General features: G+C 34.1%; 13 protein-coding genes, 1 pseudogene and 2 riboswitches. Of the genes and pseudogenes, 4 read left to right on the top strand and 10 right to left on the bottom strand.

Features of this window, described 5'->3' with window-relative positions:
* From BLP68_RS15215 to BLP68_RS15260, 10 genes and pseudogenes are all read right to left on the bottom strand, one after another.
* Positions 1–605: pseudogene (locus tag BLP68_RS15215) on the bottom strand (glycine/sarcosine/betaine reductase complex component C subunit beta); the annotation flags it as partial.
* Positions 606–726: 121 nt separating this feature from the next.
* On the bottom strand, positions 727–2,034 hold the full coding sequence (grdB, locus tag BLP68_RS15220) for a glycine reductase complex selenoprotein B (RefSeq protein ID WP_091545475.1): 1,308 nt from the start codon (positions 2,032–2,034) through the stop codon (positions 727–729).
* 54 nt (positions 2,035–2,088) lie between these two features.
* A complete protein-coding gene (gene grdA, locus BLP68_RS15225; RefSeq protein WP_091545476.1) occupies positions 2,089–2,559 on the bottom strand; it encodes a glycine/sarcosine/betaine reductase complex selenoprotein A in 471 nt (156 codons plus the stop codon).
* Between the two features lie 34 nt (positions 2,560–2,593).
* Positions 2,594–3,880, bottom strand: coding sequence for a glycine/sarcosine/betaine reductase component B subunit (locus BLP68_RS15230; RefSeq protein ID WP_091545478.1), 1,287 nt, complete (start codon positions 3,878–3,880; stop codon positions 2,594–2,596).
* A gap of 68 nt (positions 3,881–3,948) precedes the next feature.
* Complete coding sequence (gene trxA / locus BLP68_RS15235) at positions 3,949–4,266, bottom strand: thioredoxin TrxA (RefSeq protein ID WP_091545479.1); 318 nt, start codon at positions 4,264–4,266, stop codon at positions 3,949–3,951.
* A 33-nt stretch (positions 4,267–4,299) separates the two neighbouring features.
* A complete protein-coding gene (gene trxB / locus BLP68_RS15240) occupies positions 4,300–5,247 on the bottom strand; it encodes a thioredoxin-disulfide reductase (RefSeq protein WP_091545481.1) in 948 nt (315 codons plus the stop codon).
* Between the two features lie 65 nt (positions 5,248–5,312).
* Positions 5,313–5,699 (bottom strand): GrdX family protein, encoded by a 387-nt coding sequence (locus BLP68_RS15245; protein WP_176759060.1) that lies wholly within the window; start codon positions 5,697–5,699, stop codon positions 5,313–5,315.
* Positions 5,700–5,822: 123 nt separating this feature from the next.
* Positions 5,823–5,894, bottom strand: a riboswitch (glycine riboswitch).
* A 3-nt stretch (positions 5,895–5,897) separates the two neighbouring features.
* Positions 5,898–6,009: riboswitch (glycine riboswitch) on the bottom strand.
* A gap of 228 nt (positions 6,010–6,237) precedes the next feature.
* Positions 6,238–7,080, bottom strand: a complete 843-nt coding sequence (locus BLP68_RS15250; RefSeq protein ID WP_091545483.1) for a DegV family protein — start codon at positions 7,078–7,080, stop codon at positions 6,238–6,240.
* Positions 7,081–7,379: 299 nt separating this feature from the next.
* A complete protein-coding gene (locus tag BLP68_RS15255; RefSeq protein ID WP_091545485.1) occupies positions 7,380–7,847 on the bottom strand; it encodes a tRNA (cytidine(34)-2'-O)-methyltransferase in 468 nt (155 codons plus the stop codon).
* 29 nt (positions 7,848–7,876) lie between these two features.
* The gene (locus BLP68_RS15260; RefSeq protein WP_091545487.1) at positions 7,877–8,338 is read right to left on the bottom strand and encodes a chemotaxis protein CheX; all 462 of its coding nucleotides are present in this window, start codon (positions 8,336–8,338) and stop codon (positions 7,877–7,879) included.
* Between the two features lie 312 nt (positions 8,339–8,650).
* On the opposite strand from BLP68_RS15260, the gene speD reads away from it, so the two are divergent.
* From speD to BLP68_RS15280, 4 genes are all read left to right on the top strand, one after another.
* Positions 8,651–9,466: an adenosylmethionine decarboxylase gene (speD, locus tag BLP68_RS15265; RefSeq protein ID WP_091545489.1), complete on the top strand. Its 816-nt coding sequence runs from the start codon at positions 8,651–8,653 to the stop codon at positions 9,464–9,466.
* Between the two features lie 372 nt (positions 9,467–9,838).
* Positions 9,839–10,576: an MBL fold metallo-hydrolase gene (locus tag BLP68_RS15270; protein WP_091545490.1), complete on the top strand. Its 738-nt coding sequence runs from the start codon at positions 9,839–9,841 to the stop codon at positions 10,574–10,576.
* Positions 10,577–10,717: 141 nt separating this feature from the next.
* Positions 10,718–11,077 (top strand): BlaI/MecI/CopY family transcriptional regulator, encoded by a 360-nt coding sequence (locus tag BLP68_RS15275; protein ID WP_091545492.1) that lies wholly within the window; start codon positions 10,718–10,720, stop codon positions 11,075–11,077.
* A complete protein-coding gene (locus BLP68_RS15280) occupies positions 11,074–13,284 on the top strand; it encodes a M56 family metallopeptidase (protein ID WP_091545493.1) in 2,211 nt (736 codons plus the stop codon). Before BLP68_RS15275 ends, BLP68_RS15280 begins: the two co-directional genes overlap by 4 nt.
* The last annotated feature ends 125 nt before the right edge of the window (positions 13,285–13,409 follow it).

The raw sequence follows: 13,409 nt of genomic DNA on the forward strand, positions 1-13,409 counted from the left end.
AAAGCTAACAAACCAGATGCCTTAGTAATAAGATTCTCATGAATAATATGAGCATTTAAGTTTGGATCAATATCATGTGCCCTCTTTACACAACCAACAAGCTTGTTATTATGATAAAGAGCTTCAGCATGGAATTCCTTAATAGCCTTTTCAATAGACTCTAAATCATCCCCATCCTTAAGCTTAGCTACAAGCTCCTCCTTCATCAAAGGATGCTTACTTAACTTCTCCTTAACATCCTTTGTAAAATCCTTTTCCAGCTTAACAAGATCAAAAACATCAGAAATCTTCATTAAACCAATGAATTCTTCCTGAGGCATAATTTCACCTAGCTTACCATATCTTTCAGCTCCAGCAACAGCATGTTTATACCAAGGCATTTCATAGCCCCTTAAATCCTCAGGCTTAATAGTACCTATATATGCTTGGTTTGGTGGATAGCTAACAACATCTTCATATGAACGAAAATGATTTGGTAGCTTTTTTAAATATTCAGATTCAGGATTAGCTAATCTTTCCATCGTTTGAGTCGTACCATTGTGTAGAATCATATCAGGTGTATGGATTAATATATATCCTGCACCCTTTACTACTGCATTTGACATTTAATGCACCTCCCGCAAATAATAGAACAAGATTTTTATTTTTAATTAAATAGATGGGCACGTAAGGTGCCCATCTAGCTTATTAATGTTACCAGAGTTGAAGAGTTGGCACTATAAAAGCTTACCCTTCAAATACAGTTTGTCCGTCTACTTCTGTTGTTAAAGCCTTTAATGAATTCATAACTATCTTTCTTCTAAGGCTTTTTTCTTCACCAGCATCTAATGCTGGATTTCCTAATGGATGTGGTATTGCAATAGCTGGAACAATTCGATTGGCACCTACTGTCAATGAAATTGGAACAACTGTACAAATGTGTACCACTGGTATTCCTTCTCTTTCAATTTCCTTCACCATTGTTGCACCGCAACGTGTACAGGTGCCTCACGTGGAGGTTAGGATAACAGCATCTACGCCATCAGCCTTTAATTCCTTTGCAAATTCAGCTGCAAATGCTTTTGAATTACCAACAGATGTACCATTACCAACTGTAGTATAGAAGTACTTGTGTAATTCTCCAATTGCACCTTCTTTTTCTAAGTCCCTTAAAACATCAACCGGTAATACACGATCCGGATCGATATTTGCATATACTGGGTCATATCCACCGTGGGCAGTTTCATGGTCTGCCTCTGTTAAATCATTAAAGCCAGAAATATCATACTTACCATACTTTGAAGCACTTGAAGATTCTATTCTATCTGGATTATGCTTAGGTACAATACCTCCAGAAGTAACAAGGGCAATTTTCGCCTTTGAAATGTCCTTAACTGCTGGATTAGGTTCTACTCTATCAAAGTCTGGCATTGGATATTCAGTTACAAATTCTTCTCCCTTAAGCTTCTTAAGCAGCATATTAACCGCTCGTTTAGAGCCTCTCTCACTGGCAAAGAAGTTCTTTCTTATGCCTCTAGGGATATACTTATCTTCTTCTGGAGAACCAATAGCTTCACCCTTTAACATTTTTAACGCAAGGTTTGCCATTGCTGGTACTGCTGTTCTCATTGCTGCTGCAGAATTACCAGTTTCGATAATGTATAAGCTCTTCTTAAACATATCGGCACCTGGATTCTCAATATACATACCTGTTAATACTGGAATATTTAATTCCTCCTTAACGGCATTAGCAATATCACCACATGCAACACCATAACGACCTGCATTAAAAGCTGGTCCTGCTATGAATAAATCGGGATTATATTTCTTCACCATCTCTAAAATTGTTGCTTTTGCTTCCTCTAGGTTTTCATTAAAATATGAGTCACCACAAATGATGGTTGCAACAATTTCACCTTCGCCCTTTAATGCAGTGTTTAGAGCCATACCTGGACCTACTACACCTTCTCTAAGCTCTGGTTTAATATCAGCTTTTTCTTCTCCACCTACACCGGCGAAGAACTGGTTTATATAATGGACAATTTTTTTACTCATAGTTTCCCCCCTCTCGGAATTTTTACGGGAAATATTATATTTTCATTCATAATACTAATACTTTGTGAATTCGCTTCTGATGTTGTTCATTTCAGCTACAATTGCATCAACATCAAGAACCATTTCCATCATACCTATTTGCTCATCAAATACATCTGGGTCAACTGCATCTTTGAAATCTGGCTCTACTGCATGATATACTCGAAGTCCTAACTGGACTCCTGCTAACGAACCTGCAAAAGTAGGGTCTCCATTGGTTACAGTTTCAGCAGCTAATCCTGCTGTTTCTGCTTCTGCTGCTCCAAGAACAACAACAACATTCTCTGCACCATATTGCTCAGTAAGACCTTTTACTCTATTTTGGTTTTCCAGGTCCATCGCTCCTGCAGCCGTTCAGACAAAGCATTCTGTTGCTGAAAAAACTACTTCTGCACCAGTTGTCTTTAGGCATTCTTCGATGGCTGGTCCTGGAATTCCGTCTCTATCGCCTATAACGATTATTTTTTTACCGTCAAATAAAGACATATCCTTACCACCCTTCTAAATAATTTTTAAATGATTAAAAACCTTTTGTAGATAGTGTTACATAGCCTGTTTCATTGGTTGCACCAGTAATTGCTTGAATTTCCACTTCGATGCTACCATCTGGTCTTAAGCTTCCTGCAAATCCACCAGCAATTACATCAACATGCTCTGTAGTACCAATGATACGCTTCATTGGAGGTAATACAATTGTTTCGTTGGCATTACCATTTGTAACCACTGCATCTGCCTTAGGGTCAGCGTCAGCCAATGATTGAGACGCACCATCACGTCCTGCATATTCATCAGTCACTATAACAGTTTTGATACCTTCATTTTCGATTTTCTTGCAATTCATAATAAGATCAGTATCTGGATTACCAAAGCCCTCTTGAGAAACAATAACTCCATCTAGGCTAAGATATTTGCACAGCTTAGCTGTCCAATTTGAAGATCTTTCTTTGTCTGCAAGATATACATTTTCGTTTGTAATTATTACACCTACAAAGTTAATCTCTTTTCCATGCTTTTCATACAGATCTTCAATAATACCATTATTTAAATGTACATAGGTTGGGTTTTTATCACAAGCAGAAACACAGTTACCGCTTACAATGGCCCCATCCATAATTTCTGTAGGGTATAAAATTGTTGGTACTATCTTCTTAGCATCTACACCATAAACATAAGTGTCATGCAATAATCCTTGTGTTTGAAGCATGTAAACATATCCAACCTTCGGTAGATTAGGATATTTTTTTACTGACTCAAATAATGGTTCAGTCTCATAAACCTTTACTTCATCAGGAGTTAAATCTTTAGCTACTTTACCAAGGTATGCAGCTGCTTTAAAACCAATCATACGTAATGCTGCTTCATGTTCATGTTGTTTCAAACCATCAACTGGTTCAATCAAAAGAACAACATTGTGGGTTTTGGAGAAAGGTGTGTAATCTGCTCCAGGACCAGTCATATCAATGATTCCTTCCTGGAAACCAACAATCTTTCCTGCAGTAACCACTGCAACATTTTTTAATGCATGTGTGCGACCTGATCCTACAGTATCAACCTTACTAAGGACTCCTGGAAAAATGCCTCCTGGTCCTTCAACCTTGACTCTTGGCTCGATTACATCCTTAACAGGTGTAATTCGAACTTCTTCACCTGGATGAGCTAATTCAAGGTCAATGCTTTTTATATGCTCGTCGCCGCCTATTTCTTGAAGCAGCTCTTCTTTATTAACGTAAAGCACACCATTTTCAACCTTAGTTGTATCAGCTAGCTTAACATCGTTAATATAAATATTACCTAACTCTAATCGCACAAGCTTCACCTCCCTTTTTTTATAAAAGGCCTACAACTTGATTTGATCCTATCATAGGCCAAATACAACTATACATATTTTTTAACCATTGCTTCTATGTTGTTTCTAGTAGCTTCTTCCTTTGTAACCTCGTCGATTTTACTTCCATCCTTATAAATAGATATAGTAGGTAGTCCTAGGACCTTTTCTTTGATAGCTAATCTTCTCGCTTGGGTTGTGTTTAATTTTGTAAATTTCATTTTGTCACCATATAGGTTGTCTAATTCTTCAACATCTGGCATTAATGCTTTACAAGGTTCACATCCATCACTCCAAAAATCCACCAATACATAGCCTTCAGCATTAAGTACTTCTGCTTCAAAAGTATCTTTGTCAACTGCTAGCATTCTTTTCACCTCCTTACAAATTAGTTATGTGCATTATTCATGAAAATTATTTTCTATATATTTTTCAGCCTGAACAGCTGCAATCGCGCCATCAGAAACAGCAGTAACAACCTGTCTTAGTGATTTAACGCGGCAGTCACCGGCTGCAAAAACCCCAGGAACATTGGTTTTCATATTATCATCAGTAATAAAGTAGCCTGCTCCATCCATATCTAATAATCCTTTAAATATTTGAGTTTGAGGAATGTAACCTACAAAGACAAATATACCAAAGGTTCCATCATCCTCGTGGGCCATATGCTCTTGTGTTTCACCAGTTTGAAGGTTTCTAAAAACGACTCCCTCTACTATTCCATCACCCTTTATTTCATCTATTGTAGTGTTCCACATGAAATCAATCTTACTGTTTTTAAATGCTTTTTCCTGTATTGACTTAGCTGCCTTAAGTTCATCTCTTCTATGGACTATAGTAACCTTGCGAGCAAATCTAGTTAAGAAAATAGCTTCTTCTACTGCTGAATCTCCTCCACCAATTACAAACACTTCAAAGTCGGTAAAGAAGTCTGCATCACATGTTGCACAGTAGGAAACTCCTTTGCCAGTAAGCTCCTTTTCACCCGGTACATCCATTAGTCTTGGGCTTGCACCTGGAGCTACTATTATACTTCTAGCCATATATGTATTCTTTTCTCCTACTAAAATCTTAATTTGATCATCTAATTTGACTTCTGTAATGGTGTCTTTTTCAATAGCTGCTCCAAACTCCTTACATTGATCTACCATTCTTGCTACAAGAGAAGGTCCTGAAGCATGTTCAATTGAACCTGGATAATTTGCTACTTCTTCCGTTGTAGCTATCTGGCCACCTGTTTTGTTCTTCTCAAGGATTAGTGTAGACATTTTAGCTCTTGCAGAGTATAAGCCTGCTGAAAGACCAGCTGGACCTCCACCAATGATAACAACATCATAAATCTTTTCCATCCAAATCACTCCTTAGCTATAGTTTTAATAATATATAATTAAATTATAAGTAAAACTCAAATTGATTATTTAAATTGCTTCATACTTTCAATTGCACTTGCAATTAATGTGTAATCGATTTCCTGAAAGTCCTCTAATATCTTTTTATTCCATAATGGAGCCTCTTTCATTCCGATGAATTTTCTTGCAGTTTCGATACTAGATTCGATTATCATTAGAGAGTTCATATCTAATGTACCCTTTTCCTGCGAAATGATAACACTTTTATATATGGTTTCATTTGGTTTTACACTTCCTGATAGTGGATGACTTAACAGGAGGTGTCCTTCATGAATTTTATCTCGTGCCTTAGTTAATACAGTCATTAATGATTCTTCTATGTATTCTACTAAATAAAAGTCGCTATACTTATTTAGAATCATAGGATTGTTGGTCAAAATAATTGCTTTCAAAATAACACCTCTTTTGATATGTATAAAAGTTCATACCTTCTGTTAGATATACCCTAAAATATATAAAAATATGCAAACAAAAACAGAGAAAACTCATGTCAACGCCTTGTTGCCATTAGTTATCTCTGTTTATTAACCTGAGAGATTCTCCCTAAAATAGGAATTGCTCCTTCGGTGCACATACGCTTTCCAGAGTACTGTCCAAATACGGTCCTTTTGCCTGAGATATTCACTAGGTAATGGCGTGTTACCAAGCTTCTTCCTTCGGCGCTCAATCTAACTAGGATTAAGTCTCTCCCGCATTTATCCTCCAGTTACTATTCAATTGTATTGTATAAAATATATCAATCATTACTAAATTTTTCATGCCCTTCTTCAATACTAATTATATTATATAGAACAACCTAAAGGCAACAGTTTTATTTGCAAAAAACAAAATAAATAATTATAAATTTAGTTTGAATTTTCTATTTAATTAAATAAAATAGAATATATTTCGTTAAATCTTTTTCATAATGACTTATCAATTTGATATTTATTATCTATAATAAAACATTCCTAATGTACCTGGACCTCCATGGGTTCCTATGGTACATCCAACCTCAGTCATGACTATCTCTTTTGGTTTTAACTCCTTCTCTACTTTCTCCTTCAATTGAATACATGCTTCTATAGTATCTGCATGAGCAATGGCTATTGTCTTGTTAGAAAAGTCTCCACCACGTTCCTTTGCCAGGTCCACCATTTTACCTATAACCTTTTTACTGCCTCTTACTTTATCTAAAGGCTCCACCAATCCTTCCCTGACTGTCAGTATTGGTTTTATGTTTAAGAGGCCACCTATAACAGCCTTCATTGGATTCAATCTTCCACCCCTTCGTAAAAATTCTAGGGTGTCTACCGTAAAAATATGATCTATTTCAGGCTTTAACTCTGTCAGTCGTTGAATTATATCCCTTCTTTCAGCACCATCTTCTGCCATTTTAGCTGCCTCATAAACCAATAGTCCTCCACCAAAGGAGAGGGCCATCGAGTCAAATATATCTACTTTATCAGTTGCTAAATCTTCCCTAGCAATTATTGCAGACTGATATGTTCCACTTGCCCTACCAGATCCATTTACACATATAATCTCTTTTCCAGCTTCTAATATTTGTGCAAAAATATCATTGAAGGTTTTTGGTGGAACCTGAGATGTTTTGGGTAATTCAACTGCATTTGAGAGCTTTCGATAAAAATCCTCATTAGTCAGATCCACGCCATCTTTAAACTCTGCATCACCAAAATATATTGTTAATGGGACTACTATAATATTATACTTCTCCATTAATCCTTTTGGTATATCAGTCATACTATCTGTAACTATTTGAACTTTTTTCATAATAAACCCTCCTCCGATATGGGTTTGTATTTTTCCAACTTATTTCTATAAATATAGTTTGCGATATACAATAAATTCCTTTTTTTCTATTTAAATATAATTCAATATTATTAAGGGAATTCCTGCTAATATATAAAAATGTTAGTTATTATTCCAAAAGTGAATCACCTTACCTAGATAGCAAAATATAATATCAAAAACTACAAAATATCAGGATGTCATTCCTACACGTGAAAATGAAATGTGCTTAGATAACATCTGCTGATATTCTTGGTTATTGAGTAATATGATATATGCTTTTATCTCATCCCTGGAAAGTCAAGCTGCCTTAAGGCCTCATATAACACTATTGCAACCGAATTAGATAGATTAAGGGATCTGGCCTTCTCAATGTTTAGCATTGGGATTCTTATACATTTATTATCATTTAGATTAAGTATATCTTTTGGAATACCTGCTGTCTCTTTACCAAACATTATGTAACAATTATCATCATAGATTACATCAGAATAATTATTAATTGCCTTTGTAGTCGCATAATAAATTATTGCACCTTGGTTCTTTTCTAAAAACGTTTCATAATTATCATAATATCTTAAGTCTAATAGATGCCAGTAGTCTAGACCAGCTCTTTTCAAATGTTTTTCTTCCATTGAAAAGCCTGTAGGTCCAATAATATGTAATACAGTATTAGTAATAACACATGTCCTTGCAATATTTCCTGTATTTTGAGGAATTTCAGGCTCATGTAAAACAATATTTAACATATATTCCTCTCTCCTTTAGTATATAACCGTTATAATGTCTTTACTGCCACCTCTACTTCAATTGTTCCTATATTCCCCTTCAATAAAGTCGATATAATGGGAGTGTTTTTGGAATAATTTATAACTTCATTTTCCAATAACTGAGGAGGAGTGATATCAACCTTAACACCTTCATTGTATAGTAAACTGGCGGCATTTCCAAGAATCATATTGCCTAGCTCAGTAACAGCACTTTTAGAAATTTCATCCAAAGATGAAATCTGCATACCCCCCATCATGGTGGATGCCATCTTCAATGCTAAATCTTCACTCATATTTATTGCTGTTAACCCATTAAGTTCTCCCGTTACCCCAATAACAATCGCAATATCATTTTTATCAAAGGGTGGTTTTTTTATATAGGTTTTTTCAATTTCTAGTTTAATTCCAGTCATCTGCATAACCACATCTTGACCGGCTTTAAGAAATGAATTTATTAGTTCTGCCTTCATTCATCTTCCTCCAGTTTATAATCATAGTGTGATTATACCATAAATAAATGTCGAATATAGTTTTTTTTATATATTTTTATGAGTAATTAGCTTATGTAATGGTTATTCTTACTATATAGTTTTAATTTATACCAACCATAAAAAAGCGAAAAAATACATAAGAAATTTTTCATTAAAAAGCTGGTTAAACTTTATCTAAGAAAGAAGATGCTTTTACTTGATATATGATTCAACAAAGTTTATAATTGAACGCAGAGGTTTTATCTAATATTCTGTTTAATTAAGATAAACAAAGGAGGAAGATAGCATAAAATGGAAATCAAAGGTATAAAAAAGCTTAAGCTTTACGGGTTTAATAACTTAACAAAGACATTGAGTTTTAATATGTATGATATTTGCTATGCTAAAACTGTTGAAGATCGCAAGGGATATATTGAATACATTGACGAACAATATAACGCTGAAAGGCTTACAAAGATTTTAACAGATGTTGCCAATATCATAGGTGCTAATATTCTTAATATAGCAAAACAAGATTATGATCCTCAAGGCGCGAGTGTAACAATGCTAGTTTCAGAAGGATTAGTCACACAAGAAGCTCATGACGATGCAGCAACAGAATCTCCGGGTCCTTTACCAGATGCAGTTGTTGGTCATTTAGATAAAAGTCATATTACAGTCCATACCTATCCTGAAAGCCACCCAGATGAAGGTATTAGTACCTTCAGAGCTGATATCGATGTGTCAACCTGTGGACATATTTCACCATTGAAGGCTTTGAACTATTTAATTCACAGCTTTGAATCAGACATAATGACAATAGACTATCGTGTTCGAGGCTTTACAAGAGATGTTAATGGCAAGAAGTATTTTATCGATCATAAAATCAACTCTATTCAAAACTATATCTCAAGCGATACTCGCAACAGATATCAAATGATCGATGTTAATGTATATCAAGAAAACATATTCCATACAAAAATGCTGTTGAAGGAATTCGATTTAGACAACTACCTTTTTGGAATTCATAAAACTGATTTAAAGCCTGGTGAACGAAAAAAAATTAAACAACGTCTTAAGAAGGAAATGTCTGAAATTTATTATGGAAGAAATATTCCTAAGGTATAATGTAAATGGACTTTGTTATTAAAACAAAGTCCATTTTTTTGCAATTAACTAAATATTGATTTTCAATACTACTCTATATTTTCTTTAGTTCTTTATTATTTATAAAGAATATTAGCATTAGTTTCTTTTGCTGGGGCTTATGTTTGGATTAATTTTCTCTACTAAAGTATTCATTTTTTCATCTCCTTTTGCTTGTGCTATTTATATTTTACTGATGTTATAAATTATCCTCAGCGGTCTAGAGACTGATTTAATCTCAGACCTTTTAAAGTTATACATATTTCTAGAAATATTACATTTAAAAAATGTTATAAAACCACTGATAAAGGTATTATAATAATAAAGCAAAATAACTTTCAAAGGAGTATTACTATGGAGGATAAAAGCATTAAAATTGTATATTTGTATCATAGTGGGTTTGTAGTAGAAACGCAAAATCATTTTCTGGTTTTCGACTATTTTAATGATACGCCTAATAATTCTGCAAGAAGTCTATCTAATGGTGTGGTAAGTCCATCAGACTTTCCTGTCGATAAGCAAATTTTAGTATTCGTCACTCATCAGCATAGGGATCACTTTAATCCAATAATTTTTAATTGGGACAAAAATCACAGTAATATAAAATACATATTAAGTAGCGATATTGAATTGGGTGAATATAAAAATAATTACTTTCAGTTAGATAAATATGAAACTTTAAAGATTAATAATGTTGAGATAAGTACATTTGGTTCCACTGACCTTGGTGTATCTTACCTAGTTTCAGTTGACGGTGTTACTATTTTTCACGGAGGAGATCTTAACTGGTGGCATTGGAAGGAATTTAGTAGAGAACAGCAATTAAAGGAAGAACTTGATTTTAAGGCTGAAGTTAATAAGTTAATAGGAAAAAAGATCGATATAGCCTTTATACCTGTGGACCCTAGACTTGAAGAGCTTTACTATTTGGCAGGAGAATATTTTATTAATGTAATTAAACCAAAGCTACTTATACCTATACATTTTGCTGATAATTGTAATATTACGAAGGTGTTTGCAGAAAAAATTAATGATAATAAAAAAGTGGCCATTATTGAAAGACGAGGTCAAATAATAGAATATACAATATAAAGTTTCAATTAAACAAAGCATGAGTCTGGAAAGCTTCGACTCATGCTTTTTATCGAAGTAATTTTCTCCTTGACAAAATTGGTTTATCGCAATAAACTTAAAGTAAAGGTCTATTGAAATAAACTTTGGAGGTTGATTACTGTGGAGCAGTACAAATTATTTGATGCAGAGTATAGATTTGCAAATTTAGTATGGGAAAACGAACCTATTAATTCTACGGAACTTGTGAAGCTTAGCTATGAAAAGCTGGGTTGGAAGAAATCAACTACATATACAGTTTTAAGGAAGCTTTGTGACCGTGGAGTGCTAAGAAATAAAGAAGCAATAGTTACGTCTATTGTTAAACAAAAGGATGCTGAAAAATATGAGAGTCAAACCATTGTAGAAAAAACCTTTGCTGGCTCTTTACCACGCTTTCTAACAGCTTTTTTAGGAGAAAAGAAGATTAACAAAAAGGAAGCAGAGGAATTGAAGCGCATTATAGAGGAGGCTACAAAATGACCAGCCTATTTACAGCGATATTTAACATGAGCATTACTGCTAGCTATATTGCTGTTGCAGTTATTGCAGCAAGACTCTTTTTTAAGAAGGCTCCTAAGATCTTTTCTTATGTGTTATGGTTACCAGTATTGGTAAGGCTAATCTTTCCCTTTAGCTTCAGTTCTATCTTTAGCTTTTTAAGTCTTTTTAAAACAAACACTACTATTAATACTAGTATGATAGAGTATGTGCCTAGAAATATTGGATTTATGGAGAATTCAGCAATTGATATTGGTATTGACAGAATTAATAATGCTATTAGTACTTCATTACCAGACGCTGCTCCAGCTGCAGGGCTGCACCCTATTCAATTGATGTTTACAATTGCCAGCTTCATTTGGATTATCGGTATTGCTGTTTTACTTTTATACAGCATTATTTCTTATGTAAGAGTCATGAAAAATGTAACTACAGCAGTACTGGTGAGGGACAATATATTTGAGACCAATAAAATTACCACACCATTTGTATGTGGATTTATCAAGCCCAAAATATATATACCAACTGGTATAAGCAAACATGAGGTATCATTTATTCTAGCCCATGAAAAAACCCATATAAAAAGATTAGATTATCTTATAAAGCCATTTTCATTTTTAGTTCTAATTATCCACTGGTTTAATCCTCTAATGTGGTTATCATTTACCTTAATGAGTAAGGATATGGAAATGTCCTGCGATGAAAGTGTTCTTAAAGAAATGGGTAATGAAATTAAAGGAAACTATTCAAATTCTCTACTTTCACTTTCAGTTAAGAGAAGTGGTTTACTGATGGGGAGTCCCCTTGCCTTTGGAGAAAGCAATATTAAATCAAGGATAAAGAATATACTATCCTATAGAAAACCTACTTTTGGAGTTATAATCCTTACAATTATTATAACTGCAGTGCTGATGGTTACCTTTTTAGCTAATCCAAAAGAACCTTACACTGCAGAACGCCCCTCCTCTGTAGAGTATACTATCGAAAATTTAATAGCCAACAAAACTCCCTATGTAGGTGATAATAGCAAGGTGGTTGCCCTTATTGATGCTCTACCTTTACCAGAGGGTATTATTCGCGATACAGTTAGGCTTCATACTTCCAACCAACCCTATGGAATAACAATTAATTTGAAAACGAAGGATGATTCATATACTGTACCTAACAACATTAATACCAATGATTTTTATAGAAATTCTGTAATACTTTTTAGCTTAATAGATAATGTTGACACTATTGAATATATGATTCCAGCTGTAGAACCATATAGTCTAGTCTATACTAGAGAATACGTTGTAGACCTAATGGGTGAAGATATTCGCTCCTATGGAGAAAATGAGCATACCCTTAAAAGCCTTATTGACCAGTTAGACACAATTCACACTATGGATGTCACAAAGGATAATCAAATTGAGCATTATTTAGAAATAATTATGTCTTCCCCTAAAACATCATCAAATCCCCGTGATTATATTAAAGCCCATCAACGGGAATATGATAATATTTTAAAGATGGGTGATGAAGCTCTTATTTATTTGCTTTCTCAATTTGAGTCAGACAATATCAGTAATGACCTTAGGGGCCATATTATTATGTCACTTTCTAAAGATCTATTGGGAATAACAGACGAAGGTCTATTGCCTACCCAGTGGTATTCACAACTCTCTGCAAATGTAAAGCTTCCTGATTATATTGGAAATGTTTCAGATTCACTAGAACAGCTTGTTTATAATACTACAGTTCAACAATACTCTTTACCCAACTCTGGCTTTACTGTTGTTGCACCGACTATATTAGGTGTCTATCAGGAAGAAGATAAAGTTAAGGTATTTGTTACTGTTTATTATAATAGGTATAAGCTCTATGGTAAAACCCTCTACGAAATGGGAGGTGGAATTATTCCTGGAGCCATTACTTATTCAAAAAATATTGATGGTAGCTACATATTAGATGAATACCTTGAAGCTATGGATGGTTCATATTTTGGCAAATCTATAAAAGAATATTGCGTTATGCCAATTTCTAATGAAGAAATAAGCGGTCTATCTGATAAAATTTTAGATGACTATAAAAATCATGCTGGCCGCTCTGAACTACTTATTAAAAACCTTATTGAACATCTTAGAGCAAATAATCAAAAAGATATTGAACTTAAGAAAAAAACCGGCCAAGTAGTTCCACTTACCTGATTTACTATAAATAAATATAAAAGCTAGTGCTTCCTTACACTAGCTTTTATTATTTTACTTATGTCTATATTTCTATCAATTCATCCCTTCTACTGCCTAAATCTATACCTTTGACATAGATATCC

It is taken from the genome of Alkaliphilus peptidifermentans DSM 18978 (genome assembly GCF_900101495.1).
Lineage (GTDB): Bacteria > Bacillota > Clostridia > Peptostreptococcales > Natronincolaceae > Alkaliphilus_C > Alkaliphilus_C peptidifermentans.

Coding starts and splice junctions, on each gene's coding strand:
- trxA (WP_091545479.1), bottom strand. CDS start 4,266: ATGCTAGCAGTTGACAAAGATACTTTTGAAGCAGAAGTACTTAATGCT.
- trxB (WP_091545481.1), bottom strand. CDS start 5,247: ATGGAAAAGATTTATGATGTTGTTATCATTGGTGGAGGTCCAGCTGGT.
- BLP68_RS15250 (WP_091545483.1), bottom strand. CDS start 7,080: ATGAAAAAAGTTCAAATAGTTACAGATAGTATGACTGATATACCAAAA.
- BLP68_RS15255 (WP_091545485.1), bottom strand. CDS start 7,847: ATGTTAAATATTGTTTTACATGAGCCTGAAATTCCTCAAAATACAGGA.
- BLP68_RS15260 (WP_091545487.1), bottom strand. CDS start 8,338: ATGAAGGCAGAACTAATAAATTCATTTCTTAAAGCCGGTCAAGATGTG.
- speD (WP_091545489.1), top strand. CDS start 8,651: ATGGAAATCAAAGGTATAAAAAAGCTTAAGCTTTACGGGTTTAATAAC.
- BLP68_RS15270 (WP_091545490.1), top strand. CDS start 9,839: ATGGAGGATAAAAGCATTAAAATTGTATATTTGTATCATAGTGGGTTT.
- BLP68_RS15280 (WP_091545493.1), top strand. CDS start 11,074: ATGACCAGCCTATTTACAGCGATATTTAACATGAGCATTACTGCTAGC.